At 67.2% G+C, this 17,259-nt stretch carries 15 protein-coding genes; 3 read left to right on the top strand and 12 right to left on the bottom strand.

The window, feature by feature from the left end:
• Window positions 1-14 precede the first annotated feature (14 nt).
• Window positions 15-851, top strand: a complete 837-nt coding sequence (locus tag ACGFK1_RS25550; protein ID WP_393436043.1) for an NAD-dependent protein deacetylase — start codon at window positions 15-17, stop codon at window positions 849-851.
• Between the two features lie 11 nt (window positions 852-862).
• On the opposite strand, the gene proB is transcribed toward ACGFK1_RS25550, so the two are convergent.
• The 12 genes from proB to ACGFK1_RS25490 form a co-directional block, all read right to left on the bottom strand.
• Window positions 863-1,975 (bottom strand): glutamate 5-kinase, encoded by a 1,113-nt coding sequence (proB, locus tag ACGFK1_RS25545; protein ID WP_393436040.1) that lies wholly within the window; start codon window positions 1,973-1,975, stop codon window positions 863-865.
• A complete protein-coding gene (obgE, locus tag ACGFK1_RS25540) occupies window positions 1,972-3,417 on the bottom strand; it encodes a GTPase ObgE (protein WP_393436037.1) in 1,446 nt (481 codons plus the stop codon). The genes proB and obgE overlap by 4 nt, the downstream gene beginning before the upstream one ends.
• A gap of 87 nt (window positions 3,418-3,504) precedes the next feature.
• Window positions 3,505-3,771, bottom strand: coding sequence for a 50S ribosomal protein L27 (gene rpmA, locus ACGFK1_RS25535; RefSeq protein ID WP_393436035.1), 267 nt, complete (start codon window positions 3,769-3,771; stop codon window positions 3,505-3,507).
• Window positions 3,772-3,817: 46 nt separating this feature from the next.
• Window positions 3,818-4,141, bottom strand: coding sequence for a 50S ribosomal protein L21 (rplU, locus tag ACGFK1_RS25530; protein WP_393436032.1), 324 nt, complete (start codon window positions 4,139-4,141; stop codon window positions 3,818-3,820).
• A 133-nt stretch (window positions 4,142-4,274) separates the two neighbouring features.
• The gene (locus ACGFK1_RS25525) at window positions 4,275-6,956 is read right to left on the bottom strand and encodes an Rne/Rng family ribonuclease (protein WP_393436029.1); all 2,682 of its coding nucleotides are present in this window, start codon (window positions 6,954-6,956) and stop codon (window positions 4,275-4,277) included.
• 294 nt (window positions 6,957-7,250) lie between these two features.
• Window positions 7,251-7,661 carry a nucleoside-diphosphate kinase gene (gene ndk / locus ACGFK1_RS25520; RefSeq protein WP_393436026.1) on the bottom strand — a complete coding sequence of 137 codons (411 nt, stop codon included), beginning with the start codon at window positions 7,659-7,661 and terminating at the stop codon, window positions 7,251-7,253.
• A gap of 10 nt (window positions 7,662-7,671) precedes the next feature.
• Window positions 7,672-8,061: a DUF4233 domain-containing protein gene (locus ACGFK1_RS25515; protein WP_393436023.1), complete on the bottom strand. Its 390-nt coding sequence runs from the start codon at window positions 8,059-8,061 to the stop codon at window positions 7,672-7,674.
• Window positions 8,058-9,464, bottom strand: coding sequence for a bifunctional folylpolyglutamate synthase/dihydrofolate synthase (locus ACGFK1_RS25510; RefSeq protein ID WP_393436020.1), 1,407 nt, complete (start codon window positions 9,462-9,464; stop codon window positions 8,058-8,060). The genes ACGFK1_RS25515 and ACGFK1_RS25510 overlap by 4 nt, the downstream gene beginning before the upstream one ends.
• 124 nt (window positions 9,465-9,588) lie before the next feature.
• Entirely contained in the window at window positions 9,589-12,243 is a 2,655-nt protein-coding gene (locus ACGFK1_RS25505) for a valine--tRNA ligase (RefSeq protein ID WP_393436017.1), read from the bottom strand.
• A gap of 92 nt (window positions 12,244-12,335) precedes the next feature.
• Window positions 12,336-12,944, bottom strand: a complete 609-nt coding sequence (locus ACGFK1_RS25500) for a DUF937 domain-containing protein (RefSeq protein WP_393436014.1) — start codon at window positions 12,942-12,944, stop codon at window positions 12,336-12,338.
• A gap of 82 nt (window positions 12,945-13,026) precedes the next feature.
• Window positions 13,027-14,283 carry a saccharopine dehydrogenase family protein gene (locus ACGFK1_RS25495; protein ID WP_393436011.1) on the bottom strand — a complete coding sequence of 419 codons (1,257 nt, stop codon included), beginning with the start codon at window positions 14,281-14,283 and terminating at the stop codon, window positions 13,027-13,029.
• Window positions 14,284-14,294: 11 nt separating this feature from the next.
• The gene (locus ACGFK1_RS25490; protein ID WP_393436008.1) at window positions 14,295-16,262 is read right to left on the bottom strand and encodes a prolyl oligopeptidase family serine peptidase; all 1,968 of its coding nucleotides are present in this window, start codon (window positions 16,260-16,262) and stop codon (window positions 14,295-14,297) included.
• A 78-nt stretch (window positions 16,263-16,340) separates the two neighbouring features.
• Between ACGFK1_RS25490 and ACGFK1_RS25485 the strand changes: the two genes are divergently transcribed.
• Together ACGFK1_RS25485 and ACGFK1_RS25480 are read left to right on the top strand one after the other, a co-directional pair.
• Window positions 16,341-16,730, top strand: a complete 390-nt coding sequence (locus ACGFK1_RS25485; RefSeq protein ID WP_393436005.1) for a winged helix-turn-helix transcriptional regulator — start codon at window positions 16,341-16,343, stop codon at window positions 16,728-16,730.
• Entirely contained in the window at window positions 16,727-17,257 is a 531-nt protein-coding gene (locus ACGFK1_RS25480) for a PaaI family thioesterase (RefSeq protein WP_393436002.1), read from the top strand. The genes ACGFK1_RS25485 and ACGFK1_RS25480 overlap by 4 nt, the downstream gene beginning before the upstream one ends.
• Window positions 17,258-17,259 lie beyond the last annotated feature (2 nt).

The raw sequence follows: 17,259 nt of genomic DNA, 5'->3' as shown, positions 1-17,259 counted from the left end.
ATAGCCTGGGATACGTGGAAGCACCGGAACTCGTCGCGCTGCTGTACGGGCGGCGTGTTGCGGTGCTCACGGGCGCGGGCATGTCGACCGACTCGGGCATCCCGGACTACCGGGGCCCGGATTCGCCGCCGAGCAATCCGATGACGATCCGCCAGTTCACCGCCGACCCGCTCTTTCGGCAGCGGTACTGGGCCCGCAACCACGTCGGGTGGCGGCACATGGACGCGACGGTGCCCAACGCAGGCCATCGCGCGCTGGCCAGACTGGAGCATGCTGGCGTCGTGTCCGGGCTGATCACCCAGAACGTCGACCTTCTGCACACCAAGGCGGGCAGCCGCACAGTGGTCAACCTGCACGGCACCTACGCCCAGGTGATCTGTCTGGACTGCGGGCACACCATGTCGCGCGCCGCGCTCGGCGACTTGCTGGATGCCGCCAACCCCGGCTTCATCGAGCGCGCCGAGGCGCTCGGCGGCATCGCGGTCGCCCCCGACGCCGACGCCGTGATCGACGACACGGCCTCTTTCGTGATCATCGACTGCCCCATGTGCGGCGGCATGCTCAAGCCCGACATCGTCTACTTCGGTGAGAATGTGCCGAAACAGCGTGTGGGCGACGCGTATTCGCTTGTCGACGCCGCCGACGCGCTACTGGTCGCGGGGTCTTCGCTGACGGTCTACTCGGGATACCGATTCGTGCGGCACGCCGCGGCGCTCGGCATCCCGACCGCGATCATCAACCGCGGGCCCACCCGCGGCGACGAGTTGGCGACGGTGAAGGTCGACAGCGGGTGCTCGGAGATGTTGGTGCTGCTGGCCGACGAACTACCCGCAGTCGCGAATTCGGCATAGCTATCCGCAGATCAGACGGCGACCAGATCGTCGGCGTGCACTGCGGGACGGCGCATTTCGGCTGGCAGGTCCGAGGTCGAGCGCCCCAGCATGGTGGCAAGCTCGTTGTGGTCGTAGGCCACCACGCCACGTCCCACCATCGTCGCGTCCTGTGACCGCAACTCCACCACGTCGCCGCCGTAGAACCGGCCCGACACCGCGGTGATACCCGCAGGCAGCAGCGAACGCCGTTGCCGCACAACGGCTCGCACCGCGCCGTCGTCGAGTGTCAGCGCTCCCGCTGACTCGGCCGCGTATCGCACCCAGAATCTGCGCGCCGACATCCGTTCAGCCCTCGGCGCGAACACCGTACCCACCGACGCGTCGGACAATGCGGTCGCCGCATCGGTCGCGGCGGCCAACAACACCGGAACCCCAGCATCGGCGGCGAGCAACGCCGAGGACAACTTCGACGCCATTCCGCCGGTACCGAGGTGGCTGCCCCGCCCGGCCACCACGCCGTCCAGGTCCGCGGGCTCGTCGACCTCAGGAATGAAGCGCGCCCCGCCTGTTTCGCGCGCTTTTCGCGGGTCCGAGTCGTAGAGGCCGTCGATGTCCGACAACAGCACCAGCGCGTCGGCGCCCACCAGATGTGCGACCAACGCCGATAACCGGTCGTTGTCGCCGAACCGGATCTCGTTGGTCGCGACGGTGTCGTTTTCGTTGACGATCGCCACCGCGTGCAACGCGCGCAACCGGTCAAGTGTGCGCTGTGCGTTGGTGTGCTGCACCCGCATCGAGATGTCGTGCGCCGTCAGCAACACCTGACCGACGGTCCGGTGGTAGCGGGCGAACGCCGCGCTCCACGCATTGACCAGCGCCACCTGCCCGACGCTGGCCGCGGCTTGTTTGGTGGCCAGATCGGTGGGGCGCCGGGACAGCCGCAGCGGTTCGATACCCGCCGCGATCGCACCCGACGACACGATCACCACGTCGGAACCGGATTTCATGCGGCCCTCGATGGCGTCGGCCAGCACGGCCAGCCTGCTCGCATCGAACACACCGGCCGGGGTGGTCAGGGCGGTGGTGCCGATCTTGATGACCACGCTGCGCGCGGTGCGGATGGCTTCCCGATGTTGGCTCACGACTGGTCACCGGGGCGTCGCCGCTCCCTGCGCGCCGCCTTGCGCTCGGCCGCGCCGACGCGGTCCGTCTGCTCCAGCCGCGAATCAGTGCCGCGGCCGGACAGCGTGACGTCCACTCCCGCGGGGGTCTGCGGCTCCCAGTCGAAGGTCATCGCGCCAATCGTCACCGCGCAGCCCGGTTTGGCGCCGAGGCGCAGCAGTTCGTCCTCGACACCGAGGCGGGCCAACCGGTCGCCCAGATAACCAACCGCCTCGTCGTTGTCGAAATCGGTTTGGTTGATCCAGCGTTCGGGCCGCGTGCCGCGCACCACGAAGCCACCTTGGCCGTCGGATTCGACGGTGAAGCCGCTTTCGTCGACGGGGATCGGCCGAATCACCGGCCTGCGTGGCACGACAGGCGGCTGCGCCGCGCGGTAGGCCGCGACCATGTCCCACAGCGCGAAGGTCAACGGCCGCAGCCCTTCTCGCGACACTGTCGACACCTCGAACACCGGCCAGCCGAATCGGCGGGCGATCTCGCCGCGGACGAAATCCGCCAACTCCCGCGCATCGGGCACATCGATCTTGTTGAGCACCACCGCGCGCGGGCGTTCGGCCAGATCGCCGAGCGTCAGGTCGCCCTGCAGCGTCGGAGTGTATGCGGCCAATTCCGCTTCCAGCGCCTCGATGTCGGATACCGGGTCGCGGCCGGGCTCCATCGTCGCGCAGTCCACCACGTGCACCAGCACCGCGCAGCGCTCGATGTGACGCAGGAAGTCCAGCCCAAGGCCGCGGCCCTCGGACGCGCCCGGAATCAGGCCGGGCACGTCGGCGACGGTGAACGTGTGCTCCCCCGCCGACACCACCCCGAGGTTGGGCGTGAGCGTGGTGAACGGGTAGTCGGCGACCTTCGGCTTGGCCGCGGAGACGGCCGACACCAATGACGACTTGCCGGCCGACGGGAAGCCGACCAGGCCGACGTCGGCGACCGTCTTGAGTTCCAGCGTGAGGTCGCGGATCTGACCCTTCTCGCCAAGCAACGCGAAACCCGGCGCCTTGCGGGCCCGCGACGCCAGTGCGGCGTTACCCAGCCCGCCGCGGCCGCCCGCCGCCGCCTCGAACCGGGTGCCCGCCCCGACGAGGTCGGCGAGCAGTCGGCCGTTCTCGTCGAGCACGACCGTGCCATCGGGAACCTTGACCTCGAGGTCGGATCCCGCGGCGCCGTCGCGGTTGCTGCCCGCGCCTTGCTTTCCGGACGGCGCGACGACATGCGGATGGAAGTGGAAGTCGAGCAGGGTGTGCACCTGCGGGTCGACGACCAGGACGACGCTGCCACCGCGGCCACCATTACCGCCGTCGGGGCCGCCCAACGGCTTGAACTTCTCCCGATGGACCGACGCGCAGCCGTTGCCACCGTTGCCCGCCCTCGCGTGAATGACAACGCGGTCTACAAAGCGGGGCATTGGCTGTCCTTCTCGACTGTGAAGCTGTTGCGAGATTTCCGGTCAGAACTCGCAGCAGCTTCACATTCGCGGAAAGTCCTCCGGCGGCTAGGCCTCCTGCGGCTGCGGTCGCACCACGCTGACCGTCTTGCGACCGCGTTTGGTGCCGAACTCCACCGCGCCGGGAGCCGTCGCGAACAGCGTGTCGTCGCCGCCGCGGCCGACGTTCACACCGGGGTGGAAATGAGTACCCCGCTGCCGCACCAAAATCTCGCCGGCCTTGACGATCTGGCCGCCGAATCGCTTGACGCCGAGCCGCTGGGCGGCTGAGTCGCGGCCGTTGCGTGAGCTGGAAGCGCCCTTCTTGTGTGCCATTAGATTGCCCTCCGCCTGTGCTGTCTGTTCTTCGCCTGACGGCTGATCACGCGATGCCGGTGACCTTGAGGACCGTCAGCTGCTGGCGGTGCCCCTGCCGCTTGTGATAGCCGGTCTTGTTCTTGAACTTGTGGATGCGGATCTTCGGCCCCTTGGTGTGCTCGAGCACCTCACCGGTGACCGCGACCTTCTCCAGGTCCTTGGCGGCGCTGGTGACCTTCGCGCCGTCAACAACGAGCGCAACGGGCAGCGACACGGATGCGCCGGCCTCGGCGTCGAGCTTCTCGACCTTGACCACGTCTCCGACGGCGACCTTGTACTGCTTGCCGCCGGTCTTGACGATTGCGTACGTGGCTGTCTCGGCTGCCATCTTTCCTTCTTCAGTCTCTTGGCGCGCATGACCTGCGCTGCTCATGTCTGGGTCTTGGACTGCCGCCGGCTGGGCCTGGCGACAACCGCTCAAGGGTACGTGAGGGCCGCCTACAGGGTCAAATCACCGCAGGTCAGCCGTCATGGCTTGGCGGACCGGCCGGGCGCGCCGCGGCGCGGCGACGGTGACGGCCACCGGGCGAAGTCACGGCAACCTGCTGGGCACCGTTGTCGGAATCCTCGGAATCCTCGGAGTCGTCCTCGTCATCGAAGTCCTCGTCGTCCGAGTCTTCCTCGTCCTCCGAGTCGTCGGTGTCACCGTTGATGACCTCGATGTCGTCGTCGATGTCCTCGTCCTCGTCATCGGCGTCGAGGTCGATCTCGTCCTCATCGGACTCATCGTCGTCTTCATCGTCGGCGGACTCGTCTTCGTCGTCGAAGTCCTCGTCGTCGAGTTCTTCGTCCTCTGACTCGACGAACGCCTCCCCGATGGTGGAGGGCTCGAGCTCGGCCACGTCCTCGGGCGCCGCGGCTTCCTCTGTCTCTCCGTCGGCGTGTTCATCGTGGTCGTGCTTGCCGTTGGCCGCGGCCATCGCCTTGAACATCGGGTGCTCGCCGGCGGGATGCGGCGGCACCTTCGCGACCTCGACCTCTTCGGCTTTGCCACCCTTCTTGCCGCGCTTGCCGCGGCGCCCGCCCGAGTCGGACTTGCGGCCCATCGCCGACGCGGAGTCGACCGGATCGCCGTGCAGCAAAATCCCGCGGCCCGCGCAGTGCGGGCACTGGGTGGAGAATGCCTCAATCAGTCCGGTACCCAACCGCTTTCGCGTCAACTGCACCAGCCCCAGCGACGTCACCTCGGACACCTGATGACGAGTGCGGTCGCGAGCCAGCGCCTCGGTCAACCTGCGCAGCACCAGATCCCGGTTCGACTCCAGCACCATGTCGATGAAGTCGATGACCACGATGCCGCCGATGTCGCGCAGCCGCAGCTGGCGCACGATCTCCTCGGCGGCCTCGAGGTTGTTGCGGGTGACGGTCTGCTCCAGGTTGCCGCCGGAGCCGGTGAACTTGCCGGTGTTCACATCGACAACCGTCATCGCCTCGGTGCGGTCGATGACCAGCGTGCCGCCGGACGGCAGCCACACCTTGCGGTCCATCGCCTTGGTCAGCTGCTCGTCAATGCGATGCACCGCGAAGACGTCCGGACCGTCCGCCGCCGGTTCGTACTTGGTCAGACGCGGGACAAGCTCGGGGGCAACGGAATTCACGTAGTCGTTGATCGTGCTCCACGCATCGTCGCCGGACACAATCAGCCCGGAGAAGTCCTCGTTGAACAGGTCACGGATCACCTTGACCAGCACATCGGGTTCTTCGTACAGCGCGACGGCAGCGCCAGCCTTCTTCGCGGTGGTCTCGGCGGCCTTGGCCTCGATCTCGGCCCAGCGCTTCTGCAGGCGCTCGACGTCGGTGCGGATGTCTTCTTCCTTGACGCCTTCGGACGCAGTGCGGATGATCACGCCCGCATCGGCGGGCACTACCTCACGCAGGATTTCCTTGAGCCGCTGGCGCTCGGTGTCGGGCAGCTTGCGGCTGATGCCGGTCGAGGACGCGCCGGGCACATAGACCAAATAGCGACCCGCCAGCGACACCTGCGTGGTCAGTCGGGCGCCCTTGTGACCGACCGGGTCCTTGCTGACCTGCACCACGACGTAGTCGCCGGGCTTGAGCGCCTGTTCGATCTTGCGGTTGGCGCCGCCCAGTCCGGCGGCCTCCCAATTCACCTCGCCCGCGTAGAGCACGCCGTTGCGGCCACGGCCGATGTCGACGAACGCCGCCTCCATCGACGGCAGCACGTTCTGGACGATGCCGAGATAGATGTTGCCGACGAGCGACGCCGACGCGGCTGACGTGACGAAGTGTTCGACCACGACGCCGTCTTCGAGCACCGCGATCTGGGTGTAGCGGGCGCCTTCGTGCGGCGGTTCGGTGCGGACCTTGTCGCGCACCACCATCGTCCGCTCGACAGCTTCGCGCCTGGCCAAGAACTCGGCCTCGCTCAGGATCGGCGGGCGCCGCCGTCCGGCATCGCGGCCGTCGCGGCGGCGCTGCCGCTTGGCCTCCAGCCGGGTAGACCCGCTGATGCCCTGGATCTCGCCGTTGTCCTTGTCGGCCTTGTCCTTGCTTGCCCGGGGCGCGCGCTCGTGGACGACGGTGTTCGGCGGATCGTCGGGCGATCCGGAGTCGTCGCCATCGTCACCGGAACCCGACTTGCGGCGGCGGCGGCGACGGCGGCGACGGGTCGCCCCCTCCGCGCCGGTCTCGTCGTCACCGGTGTCCTCGTCGGAATCCTCGCCGGAGTCGTCGTCCTTGGCGTCGGCCTGCGAATCGCCGGAGTCGTCGTCGTCCTCGCCGCCCTGCTCACCGCGACCACGTCCGCGGCCACGCCGGCCGCGGCGGCGGCGCCGCCCTGCGGGACGCTCCCCCTGGTCGTCGTCGGTATCGGGACCGCCGTCGTCGTCCTCGTCGTCCTCGTCGGCGTCCGACTCGTAGTCCGACTGGACGGGCTGCGGTGCCATGAACAGCGGCAGGTAATCGGCGCGCTCGGGTTCAGCGGACGTTTCCAGGATCAGCCGCGACTCGGGTTCCTCATCGTCAACCTCTGCCGGCGGATCCGCGGCGTCCTCGGAGCTTTCGGTGCCCTCGTCGGAGCTTTCGGCGGGCGCGTCGATCAGCGTTACGTGCTGATCGTCACTTGGCTGGGTCTCTTCTGAAAGCTCTTCGGTATGGGCTGGAAAATTTTCACTGTCGGCCACGTATTCTCCTCAAGCCCCCGGGCGCGTCATGTCTGACGCGGCCACGCGAGGGCTCTCGCTCTTGTACCCGGGCAACTTCCCCGAGCTTGTTATGGTCTCGCCCCGAGGGGTTCCGGTCAGGAACCGTCTCGGTGCCGGTCTGAATGATGGCTGGACGGTCGGCGCCGCATCGCGGTAGCGATGGTCGCGCACGTCGAAGTCTTCATTCGAGCATCCGCCCCGCGTAACAGGACGGCTACCCGGAGCCAGTATCCCACATCACGGGTGCCAGACCGACCAGGCTGGACCAGCCGACTATTTGCCAGGGAACCAGAGTTCGATTTCGCGGGCCGCCGACTCGGGCGAATCGGAGCCGTGCACGAGGTTGTCCTGGGTGATAAGTGCCAGGTCACCGCGGATTGTTCCGGGCGCGGCCTTCTCCACCGGGTCGGTGCCGCCGGCGATCTGCCGGAACGCGGCGATCGCCCGCGGACCCTCAACGACGGCGGCCACGACGGGTCCCGAGGTGATGAATTCCAGCAGCGACCCGAAGAACGGCTTGTCCTCGTGCTCGGCGTAATGCTTGTGGGCGAGGTCGTCGTCGACATTCTTGAGTTCGAGCGCCGCGATGCTCAGGCCCTTGCCTTCGATCCGGCGCAGGACCTCTCCGATGAGGCGTCGCTGCACACCGTCGGGCTTGATCAAAACCAGGGTCCGCTCAGTCACGGCCGACAGCCTAGTCGGACGGTGGCTTTTGTCCCGGCAGCAGGCCACGCTTCTGCCGACGCAGCACTTCGGCGCGCAGGTATGCGATGAACAGCCATACCGCGGCGAAGATCAGCCCGATGAAGCCGACCGCGCCGTGCGCCAGCCACCCCGCGATCAACACCACCTGCACACCGACGTTGGCCCAGATCGCCCACGGCCTGCCCTGTACCCCGCACAACAGCACCAGAACGATCGCGAAGCCGATCAGGTAGCCGGCGGTCAACGGGGTGAGTCCGTGATCGGCGGCCGCCACGACCGGCAGGGCCAGCAGCACAACGATCGCCTCGAGGATCAGCGTGCCCGCCATGACCCCGCGGAAGCTCTTCCACGGGTCTGGCGCTTGTGGCTGTTGGGTCACTCGGGGTCCTTCCCGAACAGGGTGCGGGCCGCTCCGGCGGTGACGACAGATCCGGTGATCACCACGCCCGCGCCGCTGAACCCCTCGCCATCGTTCCCGGACTCCTCGACCAGCGCGGTGGCGGTCTCGATCGCATCGGGCAACGTCGCCGCGACGACGACGCGCTCGGGTCCGAACCGTTCCTCGGCACGAATCGCCAGCCCTTCGACGTCGAGCGCGCGCGGAGATCCGTTGTTTGTCACCACAATCTGGTCGAAGGCGGGCTCCAGGGCGGCCAGGATGCCGTCGACGTCCTTGTCGGCCATCACCGACACCACGCCGACCAGGTAGCGGAAGTCGAACTCGTCTTGCAGCGCCTGCGCGAGCGCCGTTGCACCGGCGGGGTTGTGGGCCGCGTCGATGAACACCGTCGGTGCTGTGCGCATCCGCTCCAGCCGGCCAGGGCTGGTGGCAGCCGCGAAACCCGCTCTCACCGTGTCGATGTCGAGTTGGCGCTCCGCACCCGCTCCGAAGAACGCTTCGACCGCTGCAAGCGCCACTACTGCGTTGTGGGCCTGATGCTCACCGTGCAGAGGGATGAAGATGTCGGAATAGCGACCGCCGAGGCCCTGCAACTCCAGCAGTTGACCGCCGACGGCGACCTGGCGGCCGAGCACCGCGAACTCGGAGTCTTCGCGTGCCACCGCGGCGTCGGCTCGAACCGCTTGCGCGAGAAGCACTTCCATCGCCTCGGGCAGCTGGCGGCCGATAACTGCCACCGTGTCGGTAGGAACCAGGTCGTCTTGCTGTTTGGTGATGATGCCAGCTTTTTCACCAGCGATCTGCTCGATGGTGTCACCGAGATAATCGGCGTGGTCCACGCCGATCGGCGTGATCACCGCGACCGGGGCGTTGACCACATTCGTGGCGTCCCAGCGCCCGCCGAGGCCGACTTCGACCACGGCCACATCGACGGGGGCGTCGGCGAACGCGGCGAACGCCATCGCGGTGACGACCTCGAACTTGCTCAGTCGCGGCCCGCCTCCGGCTTCGGACTGCTGGTCGACCAGTTGGACGAACGGCTCTATCTCCTGGTAGGTCGCAACGTAAGAGGCCGGGCTGATCGGCCTGCCGTCGATCGAGATCCGCTCCACCGCTGACTGCAGGTGCGGACTCGTGGTGCGACCGGTGCGGCGACTGAACGCGGTGAGCAGCGAGTCGACCATCCTGGCCACCGACGTCTTGCCGTTGGTGCCAGCGATGTGGATCGACGGATAGCCGCGCTGCGGCGAGCCGAGCAGTTCCATCAGCGCAGCGATGCGCGTGGTGCTCGGCTCGAGTTTCGTTTCCGGCCAACGCTGATCAAGCAGGTGCTCGACCTGTAGCAACGAAGCGATTTCGTCAGGAGTCGGGACGTCACTCATCCGTTGTCGCTCTTCGCGCAAGCGCTCATCGGCCGTTGTCCGCTCTTCGCGCAAGCGCTCATCGGCCGTTGTCCGCTCTTCGCGCAAGCGCTCATCGGCCGTTGTCCGCTCTTCGCGCAAGCGCTCATCGGCCGAGCCCAGCCAGCCTCGACGTGATCCGGTCGACCTCTTCGCTTGCCACCTCTTGACGCGCGCGGATTTTCTCGACGACGTCGGCGGGCGCCTTGGCAAGGAATGCGTCATTGCTGAGTTTTCCTGTGGTGCCTGCCAATTCCTTCTGCGCAGCGGCCAGGTCCTTCTCGAGGCGACGCCGTTCGGCGGCGACGTCGACGGTGCCCGAGGTGTCGACCTCGACGACGACGGTGGCCTGCGACAGTCGCACCTCGACCTGTGCGGAAGCCTTGAACGATTCGTCGCTCTCGGTGAGCCAGGCCAGCGACCGTACGGCGGGCACCTGCGCTTCGAGGTCGCCGGTCTCGATGTCCGACAGTCGGGCGGGCACTCGCTGCCTGTCGTTGAGCCCCTGATCGCTACGGAATCGGCGGACCTCGGTGATCAGCTTCTGCATGTCCGCGATGCGTTGCGCGGCAATGGGATCCACCGTGAAGCCGGACGACTGCGGCCAGTCCGCGATGACGATCGACTCGCCGCCGGTCAGCGTCTTCCACAGCACCTCGGTGACGAACGGCATCACCGGATGCAGCAGCTTGAGCAGCGTGTCCAGCACGGCGGCCAGCACCGCCGTCGTGTGCTTCACACCGTCCGCCAGCTGGACCTTGGCAAGCTCGACATACCAGTCGCAGAACTCGTCCCAGGCGAAGTGATAGAGCGACTCGCAGGCCCTGCCGAACTCATAGCCGTCGAACGCCGAATCCACTTCGGCACGAACCTGTTCCAACCTGCCGAGGATCCACCGGTCGGCGTCGGTCAGCTCTTCGGCGTCGGGCACGGGCGCCGGCGCCGCGCCGTTCAGCAACGCGAACCGAGTCGCGTTGAACAGCTTGGTGGCGAAGTTGCGCGACGCACGGGCGTGGTCCTCGCCGATGGACAGGTCGCCGCCGGGGCTGGCGCCGCGGGCCAGGGTGAAGCGCAGCGCGTCGGCGCCGAACTGCTCGACCCAGTCCAGCGGGTCGATGCCGTTGCCGCGCGACTTGCTCATCTTGCGACCGAATTCGTCGCGAATCAGGCCGTGCAGGAACACGTTTTCGAACGGCACCTGCCGTGCACGCGTGCCGCCGAGGGTGATGGCGGGGTCGTCACCGACGAACGTGCCGAACATCATCATCCGCGCGACCCAGAAGAACAGGATGTCGTATCCGGTCACCAGCACCGTCGTCGGATAGAACTTCGCCAGGTCGTCGGTGTGCTCGGGCCAGCCCATGGTGGAGAACGGCCACAGCGCCGAAGAGAACCAGGTGTCGAGCACGTCGGGGTCCTGCCGCCAGCCCTCGGGCGGGGCTTCGTCGGGTCCGACGCAGACGGTTTCACCGTTGGGACCGTGCCAGATGGGGATGCGATGGCCCCACCACAGCTGACGGGAGATGCACCAGTCGTGCATGTTGTCGACCCAGGCGAACCACCGCGGCTCCAGGCTCGGCGGGTGAATCACGGTGTCGCCGTTACGCACGGCGTCACCCGCAGCCTTCGCCATCGACTCGACCTTGACCCACCATTGCAGCGACAGTCGCGGCTCGATCGGCTCGCCGCTGCGCTCGGAATGGCCGACGCTGTGCACATAGGGGCGTTTCTCCGCGACGATGCGGCCCTGCTCGGCCAGCGCCTCGCGGACCTTGACGCGCGCCTCGAAACGGTCGAGGCCGTCGAATTCGGTTCCGGTGTTCGCGATCCGGCCCTTGGTGTCCATGATCGACGGCATCGGCAGCTGGTGCCGCAGCCCGATCTCGAAGTCGTTCGGGTCGTGCGCGGGGGTGACTTTCACTGCGCCGGTGCCGAATTCGGGATCGACGTGGCTGTCGGCGACGATGATGATGTCACGATCCAAGAACGGGTGCGGCAGTGTCTTGCCGACGAGATCACGATAGCGGTCGTCGTCGGGGTGCACGGCGATCGCGGTGTCCCCCAGCATCGTCTCGACGCGGGTGGTGGCGACCACGATGTGGGATTCGCTGTCATCCAGTGAGCCGTACCGGAACGACACCAACTCGCCCTCGACGTCGACGTAGGACACCTCGAGGTCGGAGATCGCGGTTTCCAGGATGGGCGACCAGTTGACCAGACGCTCGGCCTGGTAGATCAGCCCCGCGTCGAACAGCCGCTTGAAGATGGTGCGGACCGCCCGCGACAGGCCGTCGTCCATGGTGAACCGGTCGCGGCTCCAGTCCACGCCGTCACCGAGCGCGCGCATCTGCCAGCCGATGGTTCCGCCGGATTCGCGCTTCCAGTCCCAGACCTTCTCGATGAACAGTTCGCGGCCGAAGTCTTCCTTTGTCTTGCCGTCGACCAGCAACTGCTTTTCCACCACGCTCTGGGTGGCGATACCCGCGTGATCCATGCCGGGCAGCCACAGCACCTCGTAGCCCTGCATCCGTTTGCGGCGGGTCAGCGCGTCCATCAGCGTGTGGTCGAGCGCATGACCCATGTGCAGGCTGCCGGTCACATTCGGCGGTGGCAGCACGATCGAGTACGGGGGTTTACCGCTGGCGGCGTCGGCCTTGAAGTAACCGGCGTTCACCCAGCCCTCGTAGATCTGCGATTCCACCGCGCCCGGATCCCACGACTTGGGCAGGGCTTCGGCGGATGCGTTGGTGCTGGCGGTCACCTCGGCAATTCTAGGGAGACACCGCGAGCAGTCGTAAAAGGCCCCGACACGCCGCGCAAAAGCGACCCCGCCGCGTCCGCTCGGGAGTGGGCCTACTTCTTGCCGCCCAGCAACCCGCCGAGGATCTCCCCGATCGGATTGCTCTGACCGCCACCGCCGCCGCCGAGCACGCTGCCGAGGATGCTACCCAACGGGTTGTCTCCGCCGCCGCTGCCTGTGCCTGTGCCGCCGAGGATGCTGCCAAGCACGTCACCCAGCCCGCCACCACCCGCGGCCTGGCCCTGCTGTTGTGAGCCCCTCGTCAATTGTTTGCCGAGGTAGGCCAGCACGATCGGCGCCAGGATCGGCAGCAGTTTCTTGATCAGATCGCCACCGCCGGCACCCTGGCCCGCCAGCGCGGAGGCGACCGCATTGCTGTCGTTGCCGCCGAAGATCTTCGCGACGTACTGGTCGCCCCGATTCTCGTCGACCGCGTCGACGCTCACCCCACCGTCGAGCAGGCCGCTGGTGCCTTCTTGCGCGACGGCGGACTCGAGGTCACTGGAATCGATCTGATCAGCGTGCACGTTTTCCGCGACACCACCGACGAGCGCGGGCACCAAAGTCCGAATCGCGTTGTTCACTTCGCCTTCGTCGGCACCCAGTTTGGTCGCTATCTCCGAAACAGGGATCTGGGCGTAAAGATCGTCGAGATCAGCCATCGCATCTCCACCTTCGTCGTTGAAAGTCGCGGTGCCGACACTAGCCGGTCTGATCTTGGCGCACAGCGTTCTGCGCAGGCCTTCAATTCAACCGCGTTGTCTCCAATGCCACTCCGGCGCCGGGAAATCGGGCGATCAGCGCATCGCCCATCGCGGCGGCCGGGGTCAGCACACCGCGTAGCTCGGACAGGCGGTCGCGGTCCAGCGCGAGCGCCAATCCGCTCTCGCCCAGCAACACCGACGTGGCCTTGTATCCGGGATCGCCCTTCTGCGACATGGTGCACCGGTAGCGCGCCCCTGAGGTCGTCGTGGTGTAGGTCTCGAAGGTGTAGTGGCCCTGTTCGCGGACGCGTTCGTTGGGCCCGGTGCCCGGTTTCGGGACGATCCGTTCGATGAGTTTGTCGGGCAACCGATTGAAATAGCGCGTGCCGAGCGCCACCGTCGCGGTGTTGCCTGCGGTGGCCATGGCAGCGGCAACAGGCGCGGCGATCGACTTGCCAAGGCTCATCTGCTCGGCGTACTCGAACCGCCTGCCGTATGCATAGTCGAGTAATGCGTTCGAGCGGCGGACAATTCGGGTATTCGCGATGGCCATCACGAACGCCCCGGTCCAGTAGCCGTCCAGTTCGGGCGCGATCTCCCTGCCACGCCGCCACCGGGCGTCGGGCTGTCCGCCCAGTTCCGGTTCCGCGCTGCGGTCGGGGGTCAGCGTGTACGGGTCGGACATCAAGGCCCGCGCCTCGGGATCGGACGACGCCGCGCGGAACAGTTCGATCATCGACGCGATGGTGCCGCCGGACACCCCGGCTGCAAACGAACGCACCACCATGTTGGTGTCGGTCAGCTGACCCGCGTCGTCCTCTGCGGCGCGTCGGTACAATGCGAAGACGGTGAGATCCGAAGGGATGGAATCGAATCCACACGAGTGCACGATGCGGGCGCCGGTGTCGATGGCCTGCTTGTGATGGAGGTCAATGCTTTCCCGGATGAACAGCGCTTCCCCGGTCAGGTCGGCGTAATCCGTGCCGGCGGCGGCGCATGCGGCGACCAACGGCAGCCCGTACTTGAGGTAGGGCCCGACAGTGGTCACCACCACCTGCGTCCTGGCGGCCATGGCATTCAGCGTCGACGGCTGTGAGGCGTCCGCCACGATCAGCGGCCATTGCTGCGCCTTCTCCCCGAGCGTCTCCCTGACAGCGAGCAGTCTGTCCGGCGACCGGCCCGCCAGCGCGATGCGCGCATCGCCTCCTGCACTGGCCATATACTGTGCGGTCAGCTTGCCGGCGAAGCCGGTCGCGCCGTACAGGACGATGTCGAATTCACGCTCAGTTGCCGCCATGCAAGACGACGCTACCCCAGCAATTCCGGCGGTTCGACGTGCTGTCCCAACACATGACGGGCCAGAAACGCGGTGACCACCTGGTACCAGATCTTGGCGTGCTGCGGGCTGAGCACCCAGTGGTTCTCCGACGGAAAGTAGAGGAACCGATGCTCGCTGGTGCCGTCGTCGGCGGCGGGCAGGCCGGACTCGGTGAGAAGCTCGAACCACAACCGCAGCGCTTCGCCGATCGGCACCCGGTAGTCCTTGTCGCCGTGGATGACGAGCATCGGCGTGCGGATCTCGCCGACGAAGCGGTGCGGTGAATTGCGCTCCGTCATCTCCGGTGTCATCTCGCGCGCCCACCAGTACGCGCCGTCGGTGGTCGGTCCGAACTGGTCGAGCGCCCACAGGCTGGCGTGCGTGACGATCGCGTCGAACCGGTCGGTGTGCCCCGCGATCCAATTGGCCATGTAGCCGCCGAACGAGCCACCCATCGCCGCGGTGCGCGTGGCGTCGATCCTGGGGTGCGCGCACGCGGCGTCTGTCGCCGCCATCAGATCGGTGTACGGCGCGAAACCCCATGCGCCCCACCCGCGTTGAATGAAATCCTGGCCGTAGCCGGTAGACAGTGCGGGATCCGGTAGCAGCACTGCATAGCCCTTGGCGACGAGCAGCCATGGATTCCACCGCCAGTGCCAGGCGTTCCAGCTGGCCAGCGGTCCGCCGTGCACCCACAACACCAGTGGCGCCGGATCGTCACCGTGCGGCACCGCCAACCACGACCGCACGGCCCGCCCGTCGTCGGCCGTCGCGGTCACCTCCGTCAGTGTGCCGGGCAGGTCGGGGACCGCCAGGCACGCCAACTCCGTCACGGTGCCGTCGGGATCGATCCGGACCGGATGCGGCGGCCGTGCATAGTTACTGCGCATCGCGTACACGACCGCGTCGGGTGCAGCGCGTACGTCGGTGTAGGTGTAGTCGTCGTCGGTGAGCCTGCGAACGGCGCTGCTGGCAGGATCGACAAGGAAGATGGGGCCGCGGCCGTTGTCGTCGGCAGTGACGATCAGCGCCGAGCCGTCGACGGACCAGGTGACCGACGTCGGCCATCGGTCCCATTCCGTCAGTTCGACGAACGGCGCACCGAACCGCATGTGACACAGCGTGATTCGCGGTGCCTTCTGCGGCGTGGAATGAGTCTCCCTGGTGAACGCCACCGCGGCCCCGTCCGGCGAGATCGCGGGTAACCCCAAGTCGGCGCTGGGGTCGTCGGCGATAACGGTGCGCTGCGCGTCGGCAACGTCGATGCGGACCAACGTGCCGCGGATCGCGGCGCCGGGCGCCGGGACATGCCACGACGCCACCACGAAGGTGCCGTCCGGACTGACCGCGAAGTCGGCCTCGCGCAACGCGTCACCGGGCACAGGAGTCAGGTCGCGCGACCCGTCCACATCGAGTAGGTGCGGCTGGTCGGGCCCCAGATCGTGATCCCAGTACCGCACCGGATAGCCGCTGTGCAGCACCGCCGACACCTTGTTGTCCTTGCGCAGCGCCCACAGGCGCTGGTTCTCGTCGACGCCGTCGGCGGAGCGCAGCAGCTTCGCGGTCACCACTGTGGTGCTCGCGGTCCGCGCGGTGCGTACGCCGTCGACGCCGCCGGGCAGCGCCAGCACCTCGACGGCTTCGCCGCCTCGGGCGGGTAACCGCCACAACGACGCGGGCGGCGTGTCGTCGTCCTCGGTCGGCCGGGCGGCCAGGAACAGCAGATCGCCCTCGGCTGTGAACACTGGCGACGACTCGCCCTTCGCGCCGCGAGTCAGCCGGCGAGCAGGTCGTCGGCCGTCCGGGTGCACTTCCCAGATGGCGGTGACGAACTCGGTGCGCTTTTCGTTCAGTTCGGTGATCGACGTGACGACACGCGATCCGTCCGGTGACACCGCCAGACCCGATGCGCGCGGCAAAGCGAGGGATTCGTCGAGGTCGTCGAATGGTGTCGTCATGTGCACTTGGTAGCACACGACGCAAACCGATTCCCTAGTCAGTTTGACTTTCAAACTCATAGTGGTCATGCTGGAGGCATGAGCGCAGTGGTGTTGCGTGAGCTTCCAGGGCGGCCATGCCCGATCGCCGCGGCGCTCGAACTCGTCGGCGAGCGGTGGGCGCTGCTGATCGTCAGGGAGATCGCACTCGGGGCAACCCACTTCGGCGACATCGTCGCCGGCACAGGGGCGCCCCGCGACCGGATCTCGGCGAGACTGAAGGCACTCGAGAGTGCCGGCGTCGTGGTGCGGTCGCCCTATCAAAGTGCGCCCACCCGTTACGAGTACCGACTGACCGCTGCAGGGGAAGCCCTGATTCCGGTGCTCGACGCGCTTCTGGCGTGGGGTAAGGCGCACGCCGTCTCCCCCGATGATCCCGACCGACAGCAGAAGTACCGACTACTGAGCGAACAGAAGGAATCTCGATGACCGCAGAACTCGTTGACCCCGACCTTCGCGCCGACTGGGGTCAGGAACGCTCGCGCACCGTGAGGTGGCACTCGCCCGGTCCCACCACCGCCAAGGGACTCTCGATGGCGGGTATCGACTACTTACGCGCGATGGTCGACGGCGCACTTCCCCCGCCGCCGATCGCAGGACTCCTGCAATTCGAGCTCGTCGAGGTCGAGCATGGCCGGGCCGTATTCACCTGCGTCCCACACGAATCCGCGTACAACCCGATCGGAACCATCCACGGCGGATTGATCTGCACGCTGCTGGATTCGGTGACGGGCTGCGCGGTGCACACCACGCTGCCGCGGGGCAAGGGCTACACCTCCATCGAGATCAAGGTGAACTACCTCAAGGCGGTCCGACTCGACAGCGGACTGCTGACCGCCACCGGCACGGTGGTCAAGGCCGGTTCGCGAGTCGGCTTCACCGAAGGAGTTTTGACCGATACCCGCGGAACCGTGGTCGCGACGGCAACGAGCACGCTGCTGACCTTCGACCTGTAACC

It is taken from the genome of Mycobacterium sp. NPDC048908 (assembly GCF_043197955.1).
Taxonomy (GTDB): domain Bacteria; phylum Actinomycetota; class Actinomycetes; order Mycobacteriales; family Mycobacteriaceae; genus Mycobacterium.
Note: the sequence above shows the minus strand (reverse complement) of the source record. Positions and strands in the feature narration are given on the sequence as shown.